We start from the raw sequence: 25,006 nt of genomic DNA on the forward strand, positions 1-25,006 counted from the left end.
TCTCCTAGGAGGTCCCGGCGGAGGCGAGCAGCCCGTGGCGCTCGAGGACCGCGGCGATCTGCGCGCGCTCCTCCTCGTCAGCCTCGACGAGCGGCAGGCGAAGCCCGCCGACGGGGTGACCGGCCAGCTCCAGCGCCGCCTTCACCGGGATCGGATTCGTAGTGACGCCCATCGCGGCGTAGACGTCGCGCAGCGACGCGTCGATCTCGGCGCGGTTCTGCGGCTCGTCGATCATCCGGCGCATCTCGTCGCCGACCAGGTGGCTGGCGACGCAGATGCCGCCGCAGCCCCCGATCTCGAGCGTGCGCAGCAGGATCTCGTCGTTGCCCGCGTAGATGCCGAGCCCGTCGACCGGCGCCAAGTTGTCGTTGTTGGCTTGCTTGACGTAGTCGATGCCCTCGATCTGGGCCAGCTCGGCCAGCAGGTCGTTGGGCACGTCGATGACCACGCGCGACGGGATGTTGTAGAGGATGATCGGCTTGTCGGTGGCCTTGGCCACCTCTTGGTAGTGCGCGACGATCCCGCGACGATTGGGCTTGTTGTAATAGGGGGTGACGCTGAGGACGGCGTCGACGCCGAGCGCGGTCGCGCGCTCGGTCAGGTGGACCGCGTGCCGGGTGTCGTTGACCCCGGCGCCCGCGACGATCGACGTGCCCTCGGGCCGGTGCTGCACGGCCAGCTCGACGACGCGCATGTGCTCGTCATCGGTCAGCGTGGACGCCTCGCCGGTCGTGCCGCAGACGACGAAGCCGTCCGAGCCGTGCGCCGCAAGGTGGTGCAGAAGATCGACGAACGCCTGCTCGTCGAGATTCAGATCGTCGTCGAACGGCGTGACGATCGCAGTGAGGATGGCTCCCAGCCCGGCCACGTCGCTCATTCTCCCAGGATCAGCCGGCAAGGGGATCGCCGCCTGTCACCTTGGGCGCTGCCTCCTGGCTGCGATCGACCGCGGGGGCCTCGCCGGACGGCGGGGTCGGGGGCGTCGCGACCTCGGCGACGGTGTCCGCGGCCTGGGCGGTCGCGGCCGGATCCGGCGCGGGCGTATGCGCCGGCGGCGGGGGCTGCGTGTCCGGCGTCACGGGCGGCGTCGCGGGCGCGCCGTCCTTCTTCTGGCCGTCGTTGAACTGCGTCTGGACCTCGTCGAGCTTGGCCTGGGCCTGATCGGCGAGCGCCCTGGCGCGGTCCTTCAGCGTGCCGTCCTTGGCGTCCTTCTGCGCCTGCTCGGCGAACTTCTTGGCCTTGTCCATGAAGCCCATGTGGCTCAAGTCTCCTCGGGATCGATCGGCCTCACAGCGTACCCTCGACGCGTGCCGGATTCGGATTCGCTCGCCGCCGAGATCGTCGCGGTGCGCTGGCGCGCGGACGACGGCGGGTTCGCCGTGCTCGCCGCGGTGGCCGACGACGGCGCCGAGCTGACGCTGACCGGCCCGATCGCGCACCTGCACGAGGGCGACAGCGTCGAGGTCGAGGGCGCCTGGCGCGAGCACCCGAAGTTCGGGCGCCAGCTCCACGTCGAGCAGGTCCGCGTCGGCGCGCCGACGTCGGGGGCGCTGCTCACGCTGCTGGAGACGATCAAGCACGTCGGGCCCAAGGGCGCCGAGTGGCTGGTCGCGCGCCACGGCGACGAGGTGCTGGAGATCGTCGACCGCGACCCGGGCACGCGGCTGCGCGAGGTCCCGGGGATCGGCAAGGCCAAGCTCAAGGCGGCGGTCGCGTCCTGGCAGCAGCAGGCCGGCGGGCGCGCGCTGCGGATGCTGCTGGCCGAGCACGACGTCCCGGCGGCGGTCGCCGCGCGCGTGCACAAGGCGCTGGGCGGCGGCGCGCTCGCGCTGTTGGAGCAGGATCCGTACGCGCTGAGCAAGATCGACGGGATCGCGTTCGCGACCGCCGACGCCGTGGCCCGCGCGCTCGGCACGCCCGCCGACGCGCCCGAGCGGATCCACGCCGCGCTGCACCACACGCTGCGCGCCTCCGAGCAGGACGGTCACTGCTTCCTCCCCCGCTCCGAGCTGCTCCCGCGCGCGGCGCGGCTGCTGGAGCTCCCGATCGACGTCGTCGCCGCCCAACTCGACGACGCCGAGCTCGTGCTCGACGGATCCGAGCGCGTGCTCGAGCCGCGGATGGACCGGACCGAGCACCGCCTCGCCGACCGGGTCCGTGACCTCGCCGGCGCGCCGCCGACGCTCGACGTCGACGTCCCCGCCGACCCGCCCACCGACGGCGACTTCCCGCCGACCGCCACGCAGTGGGCCGCCGTCCACGCCGCGGCCGAGCACCGGCTCTCGATCCTCACCGGCCTGCCCGGCACCGGCAAGACCGCCACGATGCGCGCGCTCGTCGACCTCCTGCGCGACGTCAAGCGCACGGTCCGGCTCTGCGCGCCGACCGGCAAGGCGGCCAAGCGGCTGGCCGAGGCCACGGGCGCCGAGGCGACGACGATCCACCGGCTGCTCGAGTGGGTGCCGGGCGAGGGCTTCGCACGCGACGCCGACGACCCGCTGACCGGCGTCGAGCTGCTCGTCGTCGACGAGGCCTCGATGCTGGACGTGCGCCTCGCCGCCGCGCTGCTGGAGGCCGTCGGCCCGCGCACCCACGTCCTGCTCGTCGGCGACGTCGACCAGCTCGCGCCGGTCGGGCCGGGCCGCGTGCTGGAGGACCTGATCGCCTCGGACGTCGTGCCGGCGACGAAGCTCACCGAGGTCTTCCGGCAGGCCGCGCGCTCGCTGATCATCCGCGCCGCCCACGCGATCGACCGCGGCGAGGCCCCGCCGACGAAGGCCGGCGACGACGACATCCGCGACTTCTTCTACATCGAGCGGCCCAGCGCGCAGCACGTCTTCGCCGAGGTCATCTCGCTCGCGACGCGGCGCCTGCCCAAGCACTACGACCTCGACCCCGTCCAGGACCTCCAGGTGCTCGTCCCGATGCACAAGGGCCCGGCCGGCATCGACGCGTTCAACGACACCCTGCGCGCCGAGCTCAACCCGGACGGCCGCGGCGTCAAGGGCACGCCGTTCCGCCTCGGCGACCGGATCATGCAGACGCGCAACAACCACGAGCGCAGCTTCTACAACGGCGAGATCGGCGTGATCGTGGCCAACGACCCGGGCCGCGGGACGATCACCCTGGTCGGCGACGACGGCCGCCGGCTCACGCTCGACCTCAACGAGACGAGCACCCTGCGGCTCGCCTACGCGTGCAGCGTCCACAAGATGCAGGGCTCCCAGGCGCCGGCGATCGTCATCGCGCTGGCCCGCGGCCACGCGCCGATGCTGACCCGCAACCTCGTCTACACCGCGGTGACGCGCGCGCAGTCGACCTGCGTCGTCGTCGCCGAGACCGGCGCGCTGCCGACCGCGCTGTCGCGCGTCGACGCCTCGCGGCGCAACACGCGCCTGGTCGAGTTGGTGTCCTAGACCGTCGTCCGCGCCGGGGCCGGCGTGGCCTCGACGTGCGCCACGGGCGCGTCGACCGCCCTCGCGATCCGGTGGGGCAGGTCGATCTGCAGCCAGCGGGAGGTGCCGGTCGGCAGCGTCGAGACGATGACCTCGTCCCAGCGGCGCGGGTCCCAGACCTCGATGACCGCGCAGGCCGGGTCGACGTCGCCGAGCATCGCCTCGGCCTCGATGCCGGCGGCGTGCAGGCGCTCCAGCGAGGCGTTGACGCGGTGGCCGAGGCCCGCCTGCTGATCTTGTGGGACCAGCAGCGTCACCGAGAGCGGCCCTCGCTCGGTGCGTTCGCGGAGGGCGTCGTACAGCTCGTCGGAGTCGACCGTCTGGTTGGCCACGACGAGGAGCTTCTGGCGGTACATCGTGCTGCTCCTCTTCGGGTGATGGGCAGGTGATCTGCTTGCCCTCGACCGTACGCCGGCCCGCGGGCTCGCGCAACGGCAACCCCTGCCGATCCGTCCAGGAAATCCCATGTCCCTGAAACCGGTCAGCGATCGGGAGGGTCAGCCGTCGTCGCGTCGGCGCTCGTCGTCGCGCTTGAGCGCGTCGGTGAAGCGGCGCGGGACCCGCGGCGGCGTGACGCCCCCCTCCTGCTCCCACAGCGTCACCACGACCAGCTCGTCGCCGTCGCGGCGGCAGACGAAGACGACGGAGCGGTCCACGAGGTCGCGGACGTAGACCGAGCCGCGAGCGCCCGTGGCGCCCGGCGGCGGCTCGTCGCTCATCCTGCCGGCCTCCACCGCGCGCGTCACGCGCGCGACGATCGCGGGCCGCGCGTCCAACGCGCCCGCCACCCGCTGGCGGAAGCGCTGCACCGCGTGATCGGTCACGGCGACGAGCACGACGCCCAACCGACCCCTACAACTCGCGCCGGTAGCGCACCTCGACCACGCCGGGCAGGCTCTCCTGCTCGGCGCCGTCGGGCGTCCACCCGTGCCGCGCGTAGAGCGCGCGGTTGTGATGGTTCTCGGCGAACGTCCACAGCAGCACGCTCGTGTGGCCCGCCGCGCGCATGACGCCCTCGGCGTGGCGCAGCAGCGCGCCGTCGACGTCGGCGCCCTCCGCGCCCTCGTCGTCGAGCAGCTCGGGCGCGATGTGCAGGACGCCGATCTCGCCGTCGTGCACGCCGATGACGCCGACGATCGCGCCGTCGCCGTCTTCGGCCAGCCACGCCTCCCCCGGCCGCACGCCGTTCCAGAGCACGATGCGGTCCTCCAGCGTCGGCATGTGCGACTCGTCGACGAAGCCGTCGTGCTCGGCGCGCCAGGCGCGGACCTGCAGCTGCGCGATGGCGTGCACGTCGCGTGCGGCGACGGGGCGGATCGTCATCGAACGTTGGACGTCGTCATGTGCCCAGATTCTTGCGGTAGCGGAGCTCCGGTGCGTCGGCGGCGACGCCGGTGGCCCCGTCCGGCGTCCAGCCGCGGCGCTCGTAGAAGCCCCGCGCGTGGCCGTTGGCCGCGAAGACCCACAGCACGCCGGTGGCGAACCCAGCGGTCCGGAGCGCCGCGACCGCGTGCTCGTACAGCGCCGCCCCGACCCCCGCGCCCTGCGCGGCCGGCTCGACGTTCAGCCCGCGCAGCAGCCCGGCCTCCGGGTCGTCGCCGTCCGGCCCGACCTGCACGACCCCGACGACGCGCCCCTCGACCTCGGCCACGTAGGCGCCCTCGGCGCTGCGCCCTTGCCAGCGCGCCACGCGCGCGTCGACGGTGATCATCTGCTCCTCGGGCACGACGTCCACGTAGGCCCAGCGCCACGCGCGAACCTCCAGCTCGGCGATCGCGCGAGCGTCACCGTCGGCGACCGGCCGGATCACGCGTCCGGGAAGAGCAGCCGCTCCAGGCCTACGACCAGCGGCGCGCCCTGGTCGGCGACGCGGCGCACGGCGAGCAGGACGCCCGGGACGAAGGAGGTGCGGTCCAGCGAGTCGTGACGGATCGTCAGCGTTTGGCCGACGTCGCCGAGGATGACCTCCTGATGGGCGACCAGCCCGGGCAGGCGGATCGAGTGGATCGGCACCTCGCCCTCCATCAGCTCGGCCGTGCGCTTGGCCGTGCCCGACGGCTTGTCGAGCTTGCCGTCGCGGTGCAGCTCGACGATCTCGGCGCCGGCCATGTACCGGGACGCCTCGGTCGCGAACTTCATCATCAACACGGCGCCGATCGCGAAGTTCGGGGCCAGGAAGGCATTGCCGGGCGGGCGGGGCGTGATCTCGGCGAGCGGCGCGGGGTCGAAGCCGGTCGTCCCGATCACCACGTGCACGCCCGCGCGCACGCAGGTCAGCGCGTTGTCGAGCGCCGTGTCGGGGCGGGTGAAGTCCACGACGACGTCGCAGTCGCCGAGGATCGCCTCCAGCGGCGTGTCGAGCGCGGGGTCGGCGCGGCCGGCGAGCACGAGGTCGTCGGCGGCCTCCACCCCGTCGCAGATCGCGCGGCCGACCCGGCCCGCGGCGCCCGCGACGCCGACCCGCAGCGAGGACGACAACTACGCCGCCTCGGCCAGCGTGGGCGAGACCGGCTCCAGCGCGCCGCGGAAGACGCTCTCGTCGCCGCCGATGCCGGCGGCGCTCAGGCGGTCCGGCGCGTACAGCTCGCGCGCCAGCGCGCTCGCGTCGTCCAGCGTCACCGCGTCGATGCGCTCGACGACCTCGTCGACGGTCAGCACCGGCATGTCGGCCAGGACCGACGAGCCGAGGCGGTTCATCCGCGCGGTCGTGGACTCCAGCGACAGCACGACGCGGCCCTTGACGTTCTCCTTGGAGCGGTCGAGCTCCTCTGCGGTGATGCCGTCGGCGAGCAGGCGGTCCAGCTCGGTCCCGACGACCTCCATGGCCGTCTTGACGTTGTCGGGCCGCGTGCCGAGGTACAGGCCGATCTGGCCCGTCCCCGCGTAGGAGCCGGTGAACGAGTACACCGAGTACGCCAGGCCGCGCTGCTCGCGCACCTCCTGGAACAGGCGCGACGACGAGGTGCCGCCGAGCACGTTGTCCAGGACGCGCAGCGCGAAGCGCCGCTCGTCGTCCCGGGCGATGCCGGGCGCCCCGAGGGCGACGTGGTACTGCTCGGTCTCCTTGGCGAAGAACCGCCGGCGGGCGACGGGCGCGCCGGGGACCGCCAGCGCGGTCGGCGGCGGGCCGGACGGCGCCGGGTCGCCGATCGTGCGCTGCACGAGCTCGACGATGCGGTCGTGGTCGATGGACCCGGCCGCGGCCACGACGACGTTCTGCGCGGTGTAGCGCCCGGCGTGGAAGGTCTTGACCTCCGACGCCGGCGTCCCCGCGACGACCTCGCGTGTGCCGATGATCGCGCGCCCCAGCGGGTGCTCGCCGAACACCGCCTCGCCGAGCACGTCGAAGACGCGATCCTGCGGGTCGTCCTCGTACATCGCGATCTCCTCGAGGACGATCTCGCGCTCCTGCGCGAGGTCCTCGTCGGCGATCTTCGGCCGCCAGACCATGTCGGCCATGACGTCGAACGCCCGCTCGAGGTGCACGTCGAGGACGCGCGAGTAGACCGACGTGGTCTCCTTGCCCGTCCCCGCGTTGATCTCGGCGCCCATGCCGTCGAAGATCTGGTCGATCTCCAACGACCCGTAGCGGGACGTCCCCCGGAACAGCATGTGCTCGAGCAGGTGGGACAGCCCCGCCCGTTCGGCGTCCTCGAAGCCCGAGCCGGTCCCGATCCAGAACCCCAGCGCCGCGGATCGCACGGAGTCCATGGACTCCGTGACGACCCGGACGCCCGAGCTCAGCTCGGTCAGGCGATGCTCTTCGCGCAATGGGATCTACGAGCCGCTAGGCGAGTGGGACTCCACCTAGTCCCGCTCGGGATCGCGGTCGCTGCGGTGCCGCGGGCGGCCGGAGCCGCGCGGGCGGTCGCCGCGGTCGCCACCGCCGTCGCGGTCGCGACGCGGGCCGCGGTCACCGCGGTCGCCGCCGCGGTCACGGCGCGGGCCGCCGCCGTTGCCACCGCCGCCGCCGCCACCGGCGCCGACGGTCGCGAGCTCCTCGACGGACTTGCCGGCGATCTCCGGGTCCTCGGCGAGGCGCAGGCCGATGCGGCCGCGCTCGCGGTCGACCTCGACCACGCGGACTTCGATCTCGTCGCCCTTGTTGAGGACCTCTTCGACCGTGCCGACGCGCTCGCCGGGCTTGACGTTGCTGATGTGCAGCAGGCCGTCGGTGCCCTTGGCCAGCTCGACGAACGCGCCGAAGGTCGTCGTCTTGACGACCTTGCCGCTGAACGCGTCGCCGACCTCGACCTCCTTGGTCATCGTCCGGATGCGCTCGGCCAGCTGCTCGCCGAGCTCGCCGTTGGCGGAGTACACGAGGACCTGGCCGTCGTCGTTGACGTCGATCTGGGACTCGAACTCCTCCGACAGACCGCGGATCGTCTCGCCGCCCTTGCCGATGAGCAGGCCGATCTTCGACGGGTCGATCTGCACCGTGATGATGCGCGGCGCGTAGGCCGACAGCTGCTCGCGCGGCGTGGCGATGACGCGCGCCATCTGCCCGAGGATGTCCAGCCGGGCGTCGCGGGCCTGGGCCAGCGCGTCGCGGAGGATGTCGAACGTGACGCCCGTGATCTTGATGTCCATCTGCAGGGCGGTGATGCCCTCGGACGTGCCGGCGACCTTGAAGTCCATGTCGCCGAGGTGGTCCTCGACGCCGGCGATGTCGGTGAGGACCGTGTAGTCGTCGCCCTCCTTGATCAGGCCCATCGCGATGCCCGCGACGGGAGCCGTGATCGGCACGCCCGCGTCCATCAGCGACAGCGAGCTGCCGCAGACCGACGCCATCGACGACGAGCCGTTGGACTCGAAGATGTCGGAGACGACACGCACCGTGTACGGGAAGTCGTCGATGTGCGGGACGACCGGCACCAGGGCGCGCTCGGCCAGGGCGCCGTGACCGATGTCACGCCGCTTGGGGCCGCGCATGAAGCCCGTCTCGCCGACCGAGAAGGCCGGGAAGTTGTAGTGGTGCCAGTAGTACTTCTTGGTCTCGAGCCCGAGGGTGTCGAGGCGCATCTCCTCCTTCAGCGTGCCGAGGGCGGCGACGCTGAAGGCCTGGGTCTGGCCGCGGGTGAACAGCGCGGAGCCGTGGGTGCGCGGGGCGACGGAGACCTCGATCGAGATCGGGCGGATCTCGGTCTCGTCGCGGCCGTCGGGACGCTTCTTGTCCTTGGCGATCCGCTCGCGGATGATCTGCTTCTCGATCTTGGCGAAGGCGGCCTTGGCGTTGGCCTTGTACTCGCCGTAGGTGTCGGCCTCGGGGTCACCGGCGTACTTCTCGATGACGGAGGTCTCGACGGCCTTGGTCGCGTCCTGGCGCTCGAGCTTGTCGAACACCTGGGTGGCGGCGTCGAGGTCGGCGCCGTGGCTGGCGCGGATCTCGTCGACGAGCTGCTGGGCGATCTCCTTGACCTCGACCTCCAGCTTGGGCTTGCCGGCCTTCTCGGCCAGCTCGCGCTGGGCGCCGCACAGCTTCTTGATCGCGTCGTGGGCGATGTCGAGCGCGTCGAGGATCTCGGCCTCGGAGATGACGTTCGCTCCGGCCTCGACCATCAGGATGGCCTCTTCGGTGCCGGCCACGATCAGGTCGAGGTCGGTGTTCTCGAGGAGGTCCTCCTCGTCGGGGTTGACGACGAAGTTGCCGTCGATCTTGCCGATGCGCACCGCGCCGACCGGGTTGGGCAGCGGGACCGGCGAGAGCATGAGCGCCGCGGAGGCGCCGTTCATCGCGAGGATGTCGTACGGGTGGACGTGGTCGATCGACAGCGGGATCGCCACGATCTGCGTCTCGTAGCGCCAGCCCTTGGGGAAGAGCGGGCGGATCGGACGGTCGATCATGCGCGCGGTGAGCGTGCCCTTCTCGCCCGAGCGGCCCTCGCGCTTGAAGAAGGAGCCGGGGATCTTGCCCGCGGCGTACATGCGCTCCTCGACGTCCACGCTCAGCGGCAGGAAGTCGATGTCGCGAAGGTTTCCGATGGTGGCGGTGTTCAACACCATCGTGTCGCCCTGTCGGACGACGACGGCGCCAGAGGCCTGCTTGGCCATCTTGCCCGTCTCAAAGGAGATCTCCTTGCCGGCGATCTCGACGGTGACCGTGGTCACGGCGTCATTAGACATATATGTCGTTCCTCCATTGGCCCACGCGTCGGACTCGGCGGGCCGGCTTCTTTGTTCTCTTCTCGGATCCGAACTCCGGTCAGTCTACCGAGAGGCGCAGCAGCGCAGGGGTGCCGGTCACCCCTGCCCGCATGCCGTCGCGCAGGTCCCTCGCCACCCGTTCGGCCACCGCGTCGGACCGCCGGTCGGCCTCGAAGCGGCCGACGTCGAGCCCCAGCCGCTCGCAGCGGTCCCACAGGTGCGGGTCGTCGATCCGGCCCTGGTCGCCGAAGAGGCTGTCGTGAAACGGCCAGAACGCCTCCTGCAGCGCCGCGGCCTCGGCGGCGCGCGCGAGCGGGACGGAGCGCGGATGGCGCGTCTTCAACGCGAAGTGGCGGAAGACGACGGGCGCCTCGGCATTGCGCAGCCTCAGCGCGGCGACGGCGCAGCGCGGGCAGCTGAAGTCCGCGTACATGACGACGAGCTCCTCCGACGCGGCGTCGCCGCGGACGTGGTCGTCGGACCGGAGCGCCGGGACGGGAGCGCTGCTGAGATCGCCCATGCGCAGTGGACCGTACCCGTAGGTGACCATGCGGATCTTCACGTTGCGTCGCGAGCAGACGCTCCCCGGCGCGCCCGGCGACGTCTTCCCGTTCTTCGCCGACGCGCGCAACCTCGAGGCGATCACGCCGCCGCTGCTGAAGTTCGCGGTCGTAACGCCGGGCGAGATCGCGATGGAGGTCGGGACGCTGATCCAGTACCGCCTGAAGGTGCACGGGATCGGCGTCGACTGGCTGACGTCGATCCAGGAGTGGGAGCCGCCGGTGCGGTTCGTCGACGTCCAGGTGCGCGGGCCCTACGCGCTGTGGCACCACACGCACGAGTTCGAGGCGGTCGACGGCGGCGCGGCCACGCGGATGCGCGACACGGTGCGCTACGCGATCGGCTTCGGGCCCTTCGGCCAGCTCGCCGCGCGCGCCTTCGTCCACCGAGACGTCGCGGCGATCTTCGAGTACCGCGAGACCGCGGTGCTGCCGGCGCTAAGCGCTGGCGCCGACGGCCGCCAGGCCGTCGAAGATGAGGTTCACGCCGGGCAGGTCGCCGGGTGAGTCCGCGAGGTGGGACCAGGCGACGACGCCGTCCGGCCCGACGATGACCAGCGCGCGGTTGGTCATGCCCGCCGGCTCGAAGTAGGTGCCGAACGTCCGGGCAGCCGCGCCCTTGGGCTCGAAGTCGGAGAGCTGCGCGATCGACACGCCGAGCTTCTCGCGGAACGCCGTCTGCGCCGGCGTCGCGTCGGTGGACACCGCGTAGACGACGGCGCCCTGCTCGGAGAGCTCCGGCAGCGCCTCTTCGTAGACCTGCAGCTGGTCGGTGCACACCGGGCTGAAGGCGAACGGGTAGAAGACCAGGACGGTCGTCTTGCCCTTCAGGTCGTCCTGCGTGAAGTCCGCGCCGTCCTCGCGCTTGAGGACGAAGTCCGGGACCGTCGTACCCGGAGCGATGATGCTCACGGCTAGCGGCGCAGGCCGAGCTCGGCGATGAGGGCGCGGTAGCCCTCGAGGTCGTTCTTGCTCAGGTAGTTGAGCAGGCGACGACGCTGGCCGACGAGCATGAGCAGGCCGCGACGGCTGTGGTGATCCTTCTTGTGCTCCCGGAGGTGCTCGGTCAGATCGTTGATCCGCGCCGTTAGAAGAGCGACCTGGACACGGGTGCTCCCGGTGTCCTGGGCGGTGTCCCCGAACTTGGCGATGATCTCTTGCTTGCGGTCAGCGGTCAGCGTGCTCATGTGCGGCGGCGCAGGTTAGCAGGGGTTGCCGAACGCTGGCCTGCGGGCCAGGTCCGGGTCATCCCGCAACGATCTCCCGCGCCTCGTCGACGTCGCTGCGCATCTGGGCGACGAGCGCGTCGACCGACGCGAACCGCCGCTCGCCACGCAGCCGGCGCAGGAACTCCACCCGGATCTTCGCGCCGTACAGGTCGCCGGACCAGTCGATCAGGAACGCCTCGATCAGCTCGCCGCGGCCGGTGACGAACTGCGGCCGGACGCCGACGTTCGTGGCGGCGGCGACGACGGTCCCGTCCGGGAGCGCCGCCCTGCACGCGTAGACGCCGTGGCCGGGCGTGACGTAGCCCGGACGCGGCACGAGGTTGGCGGTCGGGAAGCCCAGGGTCCGGCCGCGCTTGTCGCCGTGCTGAACCTCGCCGTCGACCGCGAACGGCGCGCCGAGCAGCGCGTCGGCGTAGTTGACGGCGCCGCCGGAGACCAGCCCGCGGATGTGGCTGGAGCTGACGACCTCGCCGTCGACCTCCAGCAGCGGCACCACCCGCGTCTCGAACCGCGGGTCGGCAGACAGCAGCTGCGCGTCGCCGTGGGCCTTGTGGCCGAAGCGGAAGTTCTCCCCCACGCTGACGTGCGTGGCCTGCACGCGCTCGACGAGCACGTGGTCGACGAAGTCCTGGGCGTCGCGCGCGGCGAAGGCGCCGTCGAACGGGATGACCACCAGCTCGGCGACGCCGAGCGACGCGATCAGCTCGGCCTTGCGGTCGAGCGTCGTCAGCAGCTTGGGCTGGCTGCCCGGCGCGACGACCGACTGCGGGTGCGGGTCGAACGTGACGACCGTCTCGGCGCCCGCGATCACCTCGCGGTGGCCGAGGTGCACGCCGTCGAACGTGCCGATCGCGACGCGTCGCGGCCGCGGCTCCACGTCGGGGAGGTACGTGAGCTTCACGCCCGGAAGCCTACGCGGGGCTTGGCGCTGCCGTCGGCGACGTCCGCGACGCAGACAGGATCGCCCGCCGGGTCGAGCAGCAGGGCCTCGCCCACGGGCGTCGCCGGATCGACCTCGACGACCTGGCCGTGGCCCGCCCGGCGGGCGGTGTCGGCGTCCAGCGCGACGGAGGGCAGCACGCCGCGCAGCGCCTCGGCCACGCTCAGGACGCGCGGCGCGAACGGCTCGTCGTCGTCCCGATCGGGGGGCGCCACCGCGTCCTCGACGCGGTAAGGGCCGATCGCGGTGCGCCGCAGCTCCACGCAATAGGCGTCGCCGAGGTCGGCGATCAGCGACCGGACGTAGGTGCCGCTGGAGCAGGCGATCGCGTAGGCGGCGCGGCCCGCGGCGTCGTCGCGCCACAGCTCGTCGAAGCGCGCGACCCGGACCTCGCGCTCGGGCACCTCGACCTCGACACCCGCCCGCGCCAGCGCGTAGGCGCGCCGGCCCTCGATCTTGATGGCGCTGTAGGCCGGCGGGCGCTGGCGGATCAGCCCGGTCGGGAGCACGGCGTCGTGCGCCGGCACGCGGCCCGTCTCGGTCAGCACGCCCTCGGGGTCGCCGGTCGACGACGTCCACCCCAGCCGCGCGACCGTCTCGTACTCCTTGCCCAACCCCATCAGGAACCGCTGGATCCGCGTCGCGCGACCCGTCAACACCAACAACAAGCCGGTCGCGAACGGGTCGAGCGTCCCGCCGTGGCCGACCTTGACGCCCCGCGGCAGCGTGCGCCGGACCCGCGCGACGACGTCGTGCGACGTCGGCCCGGCCGGCTTGTCGACCAGGATCACGCCGTCCATCGACTCGAGCGCCTCGCGGCTCAGGTCGACGACAGCGCCAACTGCGCCGCGATCTGCTCGCGCAGGAACGCCACGAGCTCGTCGTCGCCGAGCTGCGTCGTGAACCCCGCCGCCTGGCGGTGCCCGCCGCCGCCGCCCGCGCGGGCGATCGCCGACACGTCGACCTCGCCGTCGGTCGAGCGCAGCGACACCTTCTTGCGGATCGCGGCGGCACCGTCGCCGGCGACGCCGATGCTCTCGACCTCGCGCGCCAGCGCCGCGACCTTCGTGTGCTCGACGCTGCGCAGGTGGTCGATGATGCCCTCCGTGTAGGAGTCCTCCGCGCCGACGGCGTCGAAGTCCTCACGGGTGACCCGCGCGACCGTCAGCGTCCCGCCGTCGTGGCGCTCCACACGCGCCAGGGCGCGCCCCAGCAGCTCCAGCTTCGCGTAGGGCATGTCCTCGTACAGCCGGCGGTAGATCGCGTGCGTGTCGACGCCGGCCTCGATCAGCTCGGCGGCCATCACGTGCGCCCTCGGCCCGGTGTTCTCGTACATGAACCGGCCGGTGTCGGTGACCAGCCCGACGTACAGCGCGTCGGCGATGTCCTGGTCGGGCTCGACGCCCAGCGCGCGCATCAGGTCCCACACGATCTCGGTCGTGCACGCCGCCTCGTCGTCGACCAGGTCGACGGTGCCGAAGCGCGTGTTGTCGTGATGGTGGTCGATGTTGAGGATGTGGACGTCGTCGCCCTTGACGATCCCCAGCGGGTTGCGGTCGATGTTGCCGCAGTCCAGGTAGATGATCGTCCGGGCCGGCAGGTCGGTCGGCGGCACCGTCGACAGGCCCTGCAGGTCGAAGAAGCGGTACTCGTAGGGCAGCGGGAACTCATCGGCGGCCATCAGCATCACCGAGTCCTTGCCGAGCGCCGTCAGGATCCGGTGCATCGCGACGAGCGACCCGAGCGCGTCGCCGTCCGGGTGCTCGTGGGTCACGAGGCAGAACCCGGAGCCGGTCCGGATCTCCTCGAGCACCCGCTCACGTGCGGCCACCGCGCCGTTGCTCCCCATCAGCCAGCGTCCTCCGTGACGTCCTCGATGATGGCCTCCAGCTTGGCGGCCTTCTCCGCGGTGTCGTCGAGCATGAACTCGAGGGTCGGCGTGCGCTTCAGGCGCAGCTCGCGGGCGATCCGGCCCTGGAGGACGCCGTGCGCGGACGCCAGGCCCTCCAGGGTCGCCGCCTGCTCGTCGGCGGTTCCGAACACGCTGACGAACACCCGCGCCTGGCGCAGGTCAGCGCTCGTCCGCACCTCGGTGACTGTCACGAATCCGACCCGTGGGTCCTTGAGAACTTGATTCACGGCATCGCCGAGCACTTCGCGGACGGCTTCGTCCACGCGACGCATGCGCGCTCCTCCGGAGCTCATCCTATATCGCAGACTACGACGGCTGGAGCTCGCGCTCCACCTGCCGTGTCTCATACACCTCCAGGACATCCCCTTCTCGGATGCTCTGGAAGTTGTTGAGCACGATGCCGCACTCGTAGCCGGCAGCGACTTCGCGAGCGTCGTCGTTGAAGCGGCGCAGCGTGTCGACCGTCGTGTCGGCGACGATCGTGCCGTCGCGGATGACCCGGACCGTGGCCCCGCGGCGCACGACGCCGTCGGTGACGTACGAACCGGCGATCGTGCCGATCTTGGACGCGCGGAACGTCTGGCGGACCTCGACGGTGCCGATCGTGTCCTCCACGATCTCCGGCGCGAGGAGGCCTGTCATCGCCGCCCGCAGGTCGTCGAGCGCCGCGTAGATGACCGAGTAGTTCCGGATCTCCACGCCCTGGCGGTCGGCCAGGGCCGCGGCGTCGCCCACCGGGCGCACGTTGAAGCCGATGATGACGGCCTCCGACGCGGCGGCGAGCATGACGTCGGACTCGTTGATCCCGCCGACGCCGCTGTGCAGCACGTCGACGCGGACCTCGTCCTGCGGCAGGCGGGCGATCTCGTCCTCGAGCGCCTCGACCGAACCGGCGACGTCGCCCTTGATGACGAGCGGCAGCTCGGCGGCCTCTTCCTGGAGGGCGCGCTTGAACACGTCCTCGAAGGAGACCTTGCGGCCCGAGCGGCGTGCGATGGCCTCGGCCTTCTCGCGCGTCTCGCGCTCCTGGGCCAGGCGGCGCGCCTCGCGGTCGTTGGCGACCACGCGGACGACCTCGCCCGCGTCGGGGACGCCGTCGAAGCCGAGGATCTCCACCGGGTCGCCCGGGACGGCCTTGTCCACGCGCTCACCGCGGTAGTCGATCATCGCGCGGACGCGGCCGGGCTGGGCGCCGGCGTACAGCGCGTCGCCGATGTTCAGCGTGCCGCGCTGGATCAGGACCGTGACGACCGGGCCACGGCCCGGGTCGAGCTTGGACTCGATGACGACGCCCGACGCCTCGGCGCTCGGGTTGGCCTCGAGCTCCTCGAGCTCGGCGACGACCAGCAGCGTGTCGAGGAGGTCGTCGAGGTTCGTGCCGGCCTTCGCGGACACGTCGACGTACTCGGTCTCGCCACCCCACTCCGACGGCTGGAGGCCGCGCTGCGTGAGCTCGGTGCGCACCCGGGTCGGGTCCGCGCCCTCCTTGTCGATCTTGTTGACCGCGACGACGATCGGGACGTCGGCCGCGTTGGCGTGGTCGATGGCCTCGTCGGTCTGCGGGCGCGCGCCGTCGTCGGCGGCGACCACGATCACGGCGATGTCCGTGACCCGGGCGCCGCGGGCACGCATGGCGGTGAACGCCTGGTGGCCCGGGGTGTCCAGGAACGTGATGGTCTTGCCGTTGTGGTGGACCTGGTAGGCGCCGATGTGCTGGGTGATGCCACCCGCCTCGCCGGCGGCGACCTCGGTCTTGCGCACGGCGTCCAACAGCGACGTCTTGCCGTGGTCGACGTGGCCCATGATCGTCACGACCGGCGGGCGCTCGACGAGATCCTCGTCGGCGTCGTCGTACTCGACCTCGGCTTCGGCCTCGTCGGACAGCGTGACGATCTCGATCTGCTTGTCGAGGGCGTCGGCGACCAGCTGGATCTCCTCGTCGCCGAGGGTCTTGGTGACCATCGCCAGCACGCCCATGGACATGAGCTGCTTGATGACGTCGGGGACCGGCACGCCGAGGTACTCGGCGACGTCCTTGACCGTCGAGCCGGAGTTGATCCGGACGAGGTCGGTCCGCGTCAGCTGATCGGCCGCCAGGACCTGCGGCGTGTCCTCCATCGGGGTGCGACGGCGGCGACGGCGACGGCGCGGCGGACGGTTCGGCGCGGGGCCGGGACCGCCGCCCGGACCGCGGCGAGCGGCCTGGGAGTCGATGACCACGCGGCGCTTGCCGGCGCCGGGGCCGCCCTCGGAGCGCATGCCGCCGCGCGTCGGACGGCCGCCCGCGCTGGAAGGCACGGACTGCGTCTCGTCGCGCTTGGGGCGCTTCGGGGGCTCGGGGACGGAGATGATGCGCGGGCCGGCACCGGGCTTGGGCGGCTCGACGTGCGGGACGATCGTCGGTCCCTTGTCCTCCTTGCCCTTGGCGCCGGGCTTGCCCTTGGCCTGCGCGGCGGCGGGCTTGCCCTCGGCGGCCGGGGCGGCCGCGGCCTCGCCGGCGGCGGCCGCCGGCTGCTCGGTCGCTTCGGCCGCGGGCTGCGCGGCCTGCGTGTCGACCCTGACGGGCTCGCGGCGCAGCGACTTCTTGCCGGCCGGCGGGACCTTGCCCTTCTCGGGCGCGCCGGAGCGCGGCGGCGTCGCCGGTGCGGCGGGCGTGGCCGGCGCCTTGGCGGCAGGGGCCTTCGGCTGCTCGGGCGCGGCGGCCGGCGCGGCCGTGGCCTCGGGCTGCTGCTCGACGGGCGCGGCGGGCGCAGGGGTCTGCGCCGGCGCCTGCGTCTCGGCGGCGGGCTGCTGCGGAGCCTCGACCTCGGTGGGCGCGGGCGCCTGCGTCTCGGCGGCGGGCTGCTGCGGCGCGGCGGGCGTCGCACGGGCGGGGCCCGGGCCGCCGCGGCCCATCTGGCGGCGCGGATCGACCGGCAGGTCGTCCAGGACGGGACGGCGCGGGACGGGACGGGCGGGCTGCGGCGTGCCGCGACCGCCACCGGGCGGGCGGGCCTGGTTGCCGCCGCGTGCGGGCGCCTGGCCCGGACGGGCGGGAGCGCCGCGGCCGGCGGGAGCGCCGCCGCCACCCTGGCTCTGGCGCGCGGGGGCGCCGCGGCCGGCAGCCGCCGAGCCCGGACGGACCGGCTGGCCGCGACCGGCGGGCGGGCGCACAGGCTGGCCGCGCCCCTCGGGCGGGCGCACCGGAGCGCCGCGGGTGGGCGGGGCCGCGTCCGTGCGCACCGGCTGGCGTCGAGCGGCCGGAGGCGCGCTTGCGGCGGCCTCGGCGGGCTGTGAAGTCTGTGGTGCGGGCGCGCCGTTGCCGGCGGCGCTCGTCTTGCCGCCGATCGCGCGCAGCGCATCGGCCTCCTCCACGGAGGAGGCTGCGGCCTTCACGTCGAGGCCGGCGGCCTGGAGCTTGTCGAGGAGGTCCTTGCTCGGGATCCCCTGCTCCTTGGCGATCTCATGGATTCGCTTCTTTGCCATGCAGTCGTGTCGATTCTACGAAGTCTTCGGAAATCTCAGCGCGCCCCCGTAGGGCGCGGCCGATCGCGCGGCGCTCGATCGCGCGCTGCGCGCACTCCGGGCCGCACACATAGGCGCCGCGCCCGGGCAACGTTGCATCAGGGTCCACCGTGACCCGTCCTGCCACCGCAACCAGGCGCAGCAACTCGGGCTTGGGACGCACGGTCCCGCACCCGATGCAGCGCCGGTGCGGAGTAGAGCTTACGACGCCGGCTCCTCGGCCTGGTCCGCGACCTCCGCTTCGGCCTCGGCGACGGGCTCTCCGTCGGCCTCGGCTTCCACGTCGACCACGTCCTCTTCGGGAGCGTCGTCGACCTCCGGTGCGTCGATCCCACCCTCCGGCTCGGCCGCCTCCGGCGCGGGCTCCAGACCATCGTCGTCGAACTCGCCCTCCTCGGGCTCGGCCGTCTCGTCGACGACCTGCTCCTCCTGATCGCCGTAGAGCTCCTCGGCGCGGGTGACGATGTCGACGACGTCGTCCCAGGTCTTGTCGGGATCGGACAGGTCCGCGATCTCCTCGTCGCTGAGCGGCTCGAGGATCGCGACCGCCGCAGTCGTGAAGCGCGACAGCGCCTGGTGCTTGGGCAGGCCGCAGAACGGCGAGCCCGGCAGCGCCTCGTTCGGGCAGCGACGCCCGCGCACGCTGATCGCCTGGCAGCGGCCGCCGACCTCTTCGGCACCCTCGCCGTAGTCGTCGGTGGTCTGCGCCGTGGCGGCGAAGTCGGTCTCGGACTTGATGTCGATCCGCCAGCCGGTCAGGCGGGCGGCCAGGCGCGCGTTCTGGCCCTCGCGGCCGATGGCCAGCGAGAGCTGGTCGTCGGGGACGATGACCGTCGCCTGCTTGGACTCGTCGTCGACGAGCACCTCGCGGACACGGGCCGGCGACAGCGCCTTGGCGACGAACCGGGCGGGCTCGTCGTTGTAGGGGATGATGTCGATCTTCTCGCCGCGCAGCTCGGAGACGACCATGCGCACGCGGGAGCCGCGCGGGCCGACGCAGGCGCCGACCGGGTCGACGCCGTCGGCGTGTGAGATCACCGCGATCTTCGAGCGGTAGCCGGGCTCGCGGGCGACGTTGGCGATCTCCACCAGGCCGTCGGCGATCTCGGGCACCTCGAGCTCGAACAGCTTCTTGATCAGCTCGCCGTCGCGGCGGCTGACGATGATCGACGGGCCCTTCGTGGAGGGTGAGACCTCCTTGATGACCGCCTTGACGCGCTGGCCGTGGTCGTAGCGCTCGCCGTCGACCTGCTCGCCCTTGGGCAGCAGCGCCTCGACGCGGTCGCGGAGCTGGACCAGCGTGTAGCGGGAGTCGGACTGCTGGACGATGCCGGTGATCAGCTCGCCCACGCGGTCACGGAACTCCTCGAACATCATGTCGCGCTCCGCCTCGCGGATCCGCTGCAGGATGACCTGCTTGGCGGTCTGCGCGGCGATGCGGCCGAAGTCGTCCGGGGTGTCGTCGATCTCCTCGATCCGGTCCCGGTACTGCTCGAACCTCGCCGGGTCGATCTCGGGGTCCTGCGGCTCGACGCGGTCGCCCGTCTCGGGGTCGATGTAGGACTCCTCGGCGATCGTCTCACCGATCAGCTCCGCCTCCAGGTCCTTCGGGATGCGGTAGCGGATGACGACGAAGTCGCCGGTCTCGTTGTCGACTTCGACGCGCGCGTAGCGCGCCGCGCCGGGCAGCTTCTTGTACGCCGAGAGCAGCGCGTCTTCGAGCGCGGTCATGAGCTTCTCGGGTGAGATGCCCTTCTCGCGCGCCAACGCGGTCATGGCTTCCAGGATCTCGCGGGACATGGTGCTCGTGCTCCTAGGACTCGACGAGGTTGGATCGGGAGATGGCGTCGTACGGGATCGCGACGACGCCGGTGCCGGCGGCGACCGTCACCTCCGTTGCGGAAGCTCCCACGAGCTCGCCGGTGAACGACTTGTGGCCGTCGTGCTCCTCGCGCGTTCGCACGCGGGCTCGTCGACCGATGAACCGCCGGAAGTGCTCCGGCTTGCTGAGGGGACGCTCCGGGCCGGGCGAGGAGACGGTCAGGCCGTACTCCTCCAACAACTCGGGGAGCGCGTTGGTCACGCGCTCGCACAGCTCGAGCGTCACGCCGTCGGGATGGTCGATGAAGAGCTCCACGGTGTCTCCCTGGAGCTCTGCGAGCAGCACCTCGACATCGGGCTCGCGCTCGGCGAGCTTGCCCTCGATCTCGGCCTGGATGGTGGTGCTCATCAACCCTCCCCTCTCAAAATGAAAGAGCGGGCTATCGCCCGCTCCCTGTACATCACCGGCGAAGCCCGCCGGCACGGAAGTTGTCCCGTCAGAATAGCAGGATGAACCGGTCTGGAACCGGCGTGCCACGCTCCTTGCGGCGCGTCGGCTGAGGCCCGGATCGCCGTGGCTGGCGCCGCCCGGCGAGCGCCGGTGGGCGCCAGCCCATCAAGCTCCGTCGGGTGGTGCCAAGCGCGGCGAGGCGGCCCTCAGGCGGCGCGCCGGCGGGCCTGGTCGCGGTACTTCTTGTAGTCCGCGCGCTGCGGCTGCAGGTTCGCGGCCAGCGCCAGCGGCTTGAGCGCCTCGGCGTGCTGGCCGAGCTGCTGGAGCGAGCGGCCGAGGCAGAACAGGGCGTAGTCGTTGGTCGGCGCGTGCTCCACGACGGCCTCGAACTCCTCGGCGGCCTCGCCGTAGCGCTGGGCCAGGAAGAGCGCGCGGCCGTAGGCCTCGCGGACGGAGTCCTTGTCGGGCGCGAGCTCGCGGGCGCGGCCCAGCGGGACGGTCGCCGCGTGGTGGTCGCCGGCCTCCAGGAGCTCGGTGCCCTGACGGAACAGCTCGTAGGCGCCATGCTCGTCCATGCGTCCTAAGTGTAGAACCGGCGGCGGCGCGGCCTCAACGCGTCGAGCACCTCCGCGGACTGCGGCGGCAGCGCCCACAGCGCGCGCAGGCGGCCGCGCAGGCCGAGGCCCGCGGCCAGCTCGCGGCGCAGCGCGCGGCGCTGGCGCGGCGTCGGTGCGGGGCCGCCGGCGCCGTAGCGGGCGACGCGCAGCGCGCTGACGTAGCCGAGCGCGCCGTCGCTGCCGGCGAGCAGCCGCTCGACCTTGTGGAGCGTGAGGTCGGGCGCCGTGCGCCGGCCGGAGCGGACGAGCGCGAGGCGCAGCTCCTCCAGCTCGGCGTCGCCGGTGCGCTCCAGCCGCCGGCGGCGCCGGATCGACAGCACGACGCCGCCGGCGACCAGGGCCAGGACGACGACGGCGACCGCCAGGAGCCCGGTCCAGTCGGTCCCACCGCCGTCGGCCGTGGCGGCGGTGCCGCCCGCGGTCGGGTCCGACGTCCGGTCGCCCGACGACGAGACCGAGCCCTTGGACGTCGGCGACGCGGACTTGACGGCCAGCGTGTCGGTCTGCTGGCTGCGCGCCGGCGAGTCGGCCGGCGTCGGGTCGAACGTCACCCAGCCGATGTGCGGGAAGTAGACCTCGATCCAGCTGTGGGCGTCGAGGTCGCGCAGGATGTGGTCGCCCCCGTCGCGCGAGCCGGGCGAGAACCCGCCGACCACGCGCGTCGGGACGCCGGCCATCCGCAGCAGCAGCGCGGTCGCGCCCGCGAAGTGCTGGCAGTAGCCGGCGTGGTCGCGGAACAGGAACGCGTCGAGCGGCGCGAGCCGGCCGGGCGGTGGCGGCTGCTCGGTGTAGCGCGCGCCGCGCTGCACGCGCGCGATGACCTTGCGGACCAGGTCATAGGGGTCGATCGACGCGTCGGCCAGCTGCTGGGCCAGCCGGTACTCCCGCGCGTAGGGCGACGCCGCCAGCGCCCGGTCGACGTCGATCTGGAAGAAGCCGTAGCGGCCCCGCGCGACGCTGGACGTGCCGCTCTCGTAGGGCGCGAACTGGACGCGGACATCGTCGTAGCCCGGGGTCGCCGGCAGCTTGATCCCCAACTGGCGGTACACGTAGGCCGGGTACCGCACGCCGGCGCCGTGCATCTCGACCGGCCCCGGGTTGGGGTAGTAGACGGTGGCGTCGTAGCCGTCGCCGCGCTTGAGCGGCTTGTCGTCGGACTTCCACGTCCCCGGCGTGGCCTCGATCGGGTGCTTGCTGGAGTGGTCGATCGACAGCGTGGTGCCGGCGCCGACGAACGGCAGGCTCTTCAGGCCCTTGACCTCGACGTGGATGATCTGGGTCCACCCCGCGTGCCCGGGCGCGATCTGGGTGTCGTCGTCGTCGGGCAGCACGCCCGTGGCCTGGACCCACTCGCGCCCGTCGAAGTCCTCCAGGTTGACGGTCTTCATGTACAGGTCGCCCCGCGAGCGCACGCGCGCGAGCTCCACGCCGTCGCGCGGCCAGTCCAGCGGCGCGTAGCTGTGGTTCCACGAGAAGGTGGTGGACTTGCCGGCCTGCAGCGACTCGGCGATCGCCTCGTAGTCGACCCATGGCTTGGTCGAGTCGAGGTGCGGGGCGAGGATCGTCGAGGCGACGACCGCGACGACCCCGAGCGCGACGGCGGCCGGCGCCTCGCGGCCGTGGAGGTGGTCGCCCCAGAGCATCGCGCCGAGCAGGAGCGCGAACACGGCGCCGCCGGCGTAGGGGTGCTCGGGCCGGTGCTCGACGATGGCGACGACGTAGAGGACCGCGAGGCAGGTCGCGGCGGCGAACGTCCGCGGTCGCGGCGCCAGCGCGAGGCAGGCGGCGAGCAGCAGCAGCAGCCCGCCGCCGGAGATCAGGACCGCGCGCACCCACGGGTCGGTGCCGCGGTAGGGCATCCGCAGCGCCGGCAGCGTCCCGACGGCGTTGACGAGGTTGACGGTGAGCGTGTCCCAGCGATCCGGTCGCAGGTACCAGGTCGGCACGCCGGACACCGCGAGGACCAGCAGCAGCGCCACGAGGACGACGCCGGCGATCGCGGCGATGCGCCGCGGGCGGGCGACGATCTCCAGCGCCGCCGCCACGACGAGGCCGGCGACGATGGCGACGACGAACAGGCCGAGCAGGTCCCCGGTCGCGCCCGGCCGGACGATGCCGGCCCACTGGATCTCGCCGAACAGCGCCAGCGCGCAGAACGCGACGAGCCGCAGCGTCCACGCGTCGGCGCGCACGAACGGCGTGTTGCGCAGCGGCGACGGGGCGGCGACGGCGCTCATGCCACCGCGACTCCCGCGGGCGAGGCACCGCGGCGCGCTTCGGACAGCTCGTAGCCGAGGCAGCCGGCGACGGCGAAGGCGGGTCGGCGGCCGGCCAGCTCGCCGGGCACGACCAGCACGCGGCCGCCGCCCGGCGCGTGGGCCAGCGCGCGCGGCGGGCGCGTCAGGCGGCGCGCGGCGACGTAGACGATCGGCCCGCGGCGGGCGGCGAGGCCGGCGAGCGGCGGTGGCGGCGCGGCGCTGTCGACCAGCGCGAGCCGGGCGTGCAGGTGCGCCCAGCCGACGAGGCCGGGGTCCAGCGCGGCCGGCCGGCGGTCGCCCGGGATCAGCAGCGCGCAGCCGCCCGCGTGCGCGAGGTGGACCGCGAGCGACGCCGTGGCGCGGACCGCCGCGTCGAGGTCCTCTTCGCGCTCGGCGCCGCGCGGGTCGAGCACCACGAGCGGGCGCGTGTCGCTGTCGGCGCGCAGCCGGCGCTCCAGCAGCTCGCCGCCCTTGGCCAGCGACGGCCAGTACATCCGCGACGCCGTCGTGCCCTCGCGCGCCGTGCGCAGGCCGTCGAGCTCGATCTCGGCCGCCACCGACGAGCGCCGGCCCAGCTGCAGCGAGCCCGTCCCGTCGCTGGCGCTCCCGGGCGCCCGGACCGGCTCGACGCGCGGCAGGATCAGCACCTCGTCGGGCGCGACCTGCGTGCCGCGCACCAACCGCACCAACAACCCGAACGGGTCGCGGACCGCGACGCGCGGCGGCGCGAGCACCTTGCGGCCGCGGCGCGCGAAGCGGACGTCGATGCGCACGAGCGTGAGGCGCCGGCCCGTCGCCAGCGGCGCCGGCTCGGGCAGCAGCGGGTCCAGCACCGCGCCGGTGGGTAGCGGCCGCGTCCCGGTGACCTTCACGCGCACCGGCACGGCCTGCTCCTCCATCGCGCGCGTCAGCCCGACGGTCCGCGTGACCGCGATCCCGCGCGCGCCGAGCAGCACCCACGTCGCCGCGGCCAAGGCCACCAACAAGAACGCCGCGCCGCCGACGTACAGCGGCTCGGCGTCGAGCAGCCCCGCGCACGCGACCAGCAGCAGCCCGAGGGCTGCGGTCCGGAGGAGCGGGCGGGCGGTCTCCTCCATGGCGCGGCCTACAGCGCGGGCGTCGCCGCCAGCGCATCGGCGACCACCTGCTCCGGGGTCGCCTCCATCGCCTCGGGCGCGAGGACGATCCGGTGGGCGAGGACGACGCGTGCCAGCGCCTGCACGTCGTCGGGCAGGGCGTGGTCGCGGCCCTGCAGAAGCGCGCGCGCCTTGGACGCGCGCAGCAGCATCAGCCCCGCGCGCGGCGACGCGCCGAGCTCGGTCCGCGCGTCGTCGCGCGTGCGCTGCAGCAGGGCGACGATGTAGGACCGCAGCCGGTCCGAGGCGTTCACGCGCGTGGCGATGTCGATCGCGTCCAGCACGTCGGCCGCCGTCGCGACGGGCTCCATCCGCTCGACGCGGTCGCCGGCCTCGTGGGCGCGCAGCATGTCGACCTCGGCGGCCGGCGTCGGGTAGCCGAGCGTCAGCCGCGCCATGAAGCGGTCGACCTGCGCCTCGGGCAGCGGGTAGGTCCCCTCGAACTCGACCGGGTTCTGCGTGGCGAGCACGACGAAGGGCCGGGCCAGCTCGTGGGAGTGGACGTCGACGGTGACGCGCCGCTCCTGCATGCACTCCAGCAGGCCGGACTGCGTCTTGGGCGACGCGCGGTTGACCTCGTCGACGAGCACGACGTTGGCGAAGATCGGGCCGGGCCGGAACTCGAAGCGGCCCTCGCGCTGGTTGTACACGTTGGTGCCGACGACGTCGGCCGGCAGCAGGTCCGCCGTGCACTGCACGCGCTGGAAGCCGAGGTCGGTCACCTGCGCGATCGCCCGCGCCAGCGTCGTCTTGCCCACGCCGGGCAGGTCCTCGATCAGGACGTGGCCCTCGGCGAGGACGCAGACCAGCAGATCCTCCAGGACCTCTTGGCGGACCTCGACCGCGTCGTGCACCGCCTCGGCGATGCGCCGCGCCAGCAGGCCGGCCCGCGCGACGTCCGAGCCGTCGAGGGAGCCTTCGGTGCTCACGCCGACACCTCCCCGGCCGAGGGAGCGAGCCCCTGGGCGAGCTGCCGCCC

General features: G+C 73.0%; 26 protein-coding genes. 2 read left to right on the forward strand and 24 right to left on the reverse strand.

Annotated elements, in window-relative coordinates; genetic code table 11:
• Positions 1-4 precede the first annotated feature (4 nt).
• Entirely contained in the window at positions 5-877 is an 873-nt protein-coding gene (gene dapA / locus DSM104299_RS14700; protein ID WP_272478067.1) for a 4-hydroxy-tetrahydrodipicolinate synthase, read from the reverse strand.
• A gap of 10 nt (positions 878-887) precedes the next feature.
• Positions 888-1,256: a hypothetical protein gene (locus DSM104299_RS14705; RefSeq protein ID WP_272478068.1), complete on the reverse strand. Its 369-nt coding sequence runs from the start codon at positions 1,254-1,256 to the stop codon at positions 888-890.
• 51 nt (positions 1,257-1,307) lie between these two features.
• Between DSM104299_RS14705 and recD2 the strand changes: the two genes are divergently transcribed.
• Entirely contained in the window at positions 1,308-3,416 is a 2,109-nt protein-coding gene (gene recD2, locus DSM104299_RS14710) for an SF1B family DNA helicase RecD2 (protein WP_272478069.1), read from the forward strand.
• Here recD2 and DSM104299_RS14715 read toward each other — a convergent pair.
• The 8 genes from DSM104299_RS14715 to DSM104299_RS14750 all read right to left on the reverse strand — a co-directional run bounded on the left by DSM104299_RS14715 (position 3,413) and on the right by DSM104299_RS14750 (position 10,119).
• A complete protein-coding gene (locus DSM104299_RS14715) occupies positions 3,413-3,811 on the reverse strand; it encodes a hypothetical protein (protein WP_272478070.1) in 399 nt (132 codons plus the stop codon). The two genes, recD2 and DSM104299_RS14715, sit on opposite strands and share 4 nt — an antisense overlap.
• Positions 3,812-3,952: 141 nt before the next feature.
• Positions 3,953-4,291, reverse strand: coding sequence for a hypothetical protein (locus DSM104299_RS14720; RefSeq protein ID WP_272472386.1), 339 nt, complete (start codon positions 4,289-4,291; stop codon positions 3,953-3,955).
• A gap of 16 nt (positions 4,292-4,307) precedes the next feature.
• Positions 4,308-4,778, reverse strand: a complete 471-nt coding sequence (locus DSM104299_RS14725; RefSeq protein ID WP_272472387.1) for a GNAT family N-acetyltransferase — start codon at positions 4,776-4,778, stop codon at positions 4,308-4,310.
• A 16-nt stretch (positions 4,779-4,794) separates the two neighbouring features.
• On the reverse strand, positions 4,795-5,265 hold the full coding sequence (locus DSM104299_RS14730; RefSeq protein WP_272472388.1) for a GNAT family N-acetyltransferase: 471 nt from the start codon (positions 5,263-5,265) through the stop codon (positions 4,795-4,797).
• Positions 5,262-5,933 carry a 4-hydroxy-tetrahydrodipicolinate reductase gene (locus DSM104299_RS14735; protein WP_272472389.1) on the reverse strand — a complete coding sequence of 224 codons (672 nt, stop codon included), beginning with the start codon at positions 5,931-5,933 and terminating at the stop codon, positions 5,262-5,264. Before DSM104299_RS14735 ends, DSM104299_RS14730 begins: the two co-directional genes overlap by 4 nt.
• Positions 5,934-7,226: a M16 family metallopeptidase gene (locus DSM104299_RS14740; protein ID WP_272472390.1), complete on the reverse strand. Its 1,293-nt coding sequence runs from the start codon at positions 7,224-7,226 to the stop codon at positions 5,934-5,936.
• A 36-nt stretch (positions 7,227-7,262) separates the two neighbouring features.
• A complete protein-coding gene (locus DSM104299_RS14745) occupies positions 7,263-9,578 on the reverse strand; it encodes a polyribonucleotide nucleotidyltransferase (protein WP_432419745.1) in 2,316 nt (771 codons plus the stop codon).
• A gap of 79 nt (positions 9,579-9,657) precedes the next feature.
• Positions 9,658-10,119: a DsbA family protein gene (locus DSM104299_RS14750; protein ID WP_272472392.1), complete on the reverse strand. Its 462-nt coding sequence runs from the start codon at positions 10,117-10,119 to the stop codon at positions 9,658-9,660.
• Between the two features lie 28 nt (positions 10,120-10,147).
• Here DSM104299_RS14750 and DSM104299_RS14755 point away from each other — a divergent pair, with 28 nt between their 5' ends.
• Positions 10,148-10,666 (forward strand): SRPBCC family protein, encoded by a 519-nt coding sequence (locus DSM104299_RS14755; protein WP_349294568.1) that lies wholly within the window; start codon positions 10,148-10,150, stop codon positions 10,664-10,666.
• On the opposite strand, the gene DSM104299_RS14760 is transcribed toward DSM104299_RS14755, so the two are convergent.
• From DSM104299_RS14760 to DSM104299_RS14820, 14 genes are all read right to left on the reverse strand, one after another.
• Positions 10,598-11,071, reverse strand: a complete 474-nt coding sequence (locus tag DSM104299_RS14760) for a redoxin domain-containing protein (protein WP_272472394.1) — start codon at positions 11,069-11,071, stop codon at positions 10,598-10,600. The genes DSM104299_RS14755 and DSM104299_RS14760 overlap by 69 nt on opposite strands.
• 2 nt (positions 11,072-11,073) lie before the next feature.
• Complete coding sequence (gene rpsO / locus DSM104299_RS14765) at positions 11,074-11,346, reverse strand: 30S ribosomal protein S15 (protein WP_272472395.1); 273 nt, start codon at positions 11,344-11,346, stop codon at positions 11,074-11,076.
• A gap of 58 nt (positions 11,347-11,404) precedes the next feature.
• Positions 11,405-12,289 (reverse strand): bifunctional riboflavin kinase/FAD synthetase, encoded by an 885-nt coding sequence (locus DSM104299_RS14770; protein WP_272472396.1) that lies wholly within the window; start codon positions 12,287-12,289, stop codon positions 11,405-11,407.
• The gene (truB, locus tag DSM104299_RS14775) at positions 12,286-13,128 is read right to left on the reverse strand and encodes a tRNA pseudouridine(55) synthase TruB (RefSeq protein WP_272472397.1); all 843 of its coding nucleotides are present in this window, start codon (positions 13,126-13,128) and stop codon (positions 12,286-12,288) included. Before truB ends, DSM104299_RS14770 begins: the two co-directional genes overlap by 4 nt.
• A 20-nt stretch (positions 13,129-13,148) precedes the next feature.
• Positions 13,149-14,177 carry a DHH family phosphoesterase gene (locus DSM104299_RS14780; RefSeq protein WP_272472398.1) on the reverse strand — a complete coding sequence of 343 codons (1,029 nt, stop codon included), beginning with the start codon at positions 14,175-14,177 and terminating at the stop codon, positions 13,149-13,151.
• A complete protein-coding gene (gene rbfA / locus DSM104299_RS14785; RefSeq protein ID WP_272472399.1) occupies positions 14,177-14,512 on the reverse strand; it encodes a 30S ribosome-binding factor RbfA in 336 nt (111 codons plus the stop codon). The genes DSM104299_RS14780 and rbfA overlap by 1 nt, the downstream gene beginning before the upstream one ends.
• A 34-nt stretch (positions 14,513-14,546) precedes the next feature.
• Positions 14,547-17,705, reverse strand: coding sequence for a translation initiation factor IF-2 (infB, locus tag DSM104299_RS14790; RefSeq protein WP_272472400.1), 3,159 nt, complete (start codon positions 17,703-17,705; stop codon positions 14,547-14,549).
• Positions 17,683-17,922: a YlxR family protein gene (locus DSM104299_RS29415; RefSeq protein ID WP_349294570.1), complete on the reverse strand. Its 240-nt coding sequence runs from the start codon at positions 17,920-17,922 to the stop codon at positions 17,683-17,685. Before DSM104299_RS29415 ends, infB begins: the two co-directional genes overlap by 23 nt.
• A gap of 23 nt (positions 17,923-17,945) precedes the next feature.
• Positions 17,946-19,544, reverse strand: coding sequence for a transcription termination factor NusA (nusA, locus tag DSM104299_RS14795; RefSeq protein WP_272472401.1), 1,599 nt, complete (start codon positions 19,542-19,544; stop codon positions 17,946-17,948).
• Between the two features lie 13 nt (positions 19,545-19,557).
• The gene (gene rimP / locus DSM104299_RS14800; RefSeq protein ID WP_272472402.1) at positions 19,558-19,974 is read right to left on the reverse strand and encodes a ribosome maturation factor RimP; all 417 of its coding nucleotides are present in this window, start codon (positions 19,972-19,974) and stop codon (positions 19,558-19,560) included.
• Positions 19,975-20,222: 248 nt separating this feature from the next.
• On the reverse strand, positions 20,223-20,591 hold the full coding sequence (locus DSM104299_RS14805; RefSeq protein ID WP_272472403.1) for a tetratricopeptide repeat protein: 369 nt from the start codon (positions 20,589-20,591) through the stop codon (positions 20,223-20,225).
• Positions 20,592-20,596: 5 nt separating this feature from the next.
• Complete coding sequence (locus tag DSM104299_RS14810) at positions 20,597-22,870, reverse strand: transglutaminase-like domain-containing protein (RefSeq protein WP_272472404.1); 2,274 nt, start codon at positions 22,868-22,870, stop codon at positions 20,597-20,599.
• Positions 22,867-23,988 (reverse strand): DUF58 domain-containing protein, encoded by a 1,122-nt coding sequence (locus DSM104299_RS14815; RefSeq protein WP_272472405.1) that lies wholly within the window; start codon positions 23,986-23,988, stop codon positions 22,867-22,869. Before DSM104299_RS14815 ends, DSM104299_RS14810 begins: the two co-directional genes overlap by 4 nt.
• A gap of 8 nt (positions 23,989-23,996) precedes the next feature.
• Positions 23,997-24,956: an AAA family ATPase gene (locus DSM104299_RS14820; protein WP_272472406.1), complete on the reverse strand. Its 960-nt coding sequence runs from the start codon at positions 24,954-24,956 to the stop codon at positions 23,997-23,999.
• Positions 24,957-25,006: the final 50 nt, after the last annotated feature.

This window comes from Baekduia alba, assembly GCF_028416635.1.
GTDB classification, from domain to species: Bacteria; Actinomycetota; Thermoleophilia; order Solirubrobacterales; family Solirubrobacteraceae; genus Baekduia; species Baekduia alba.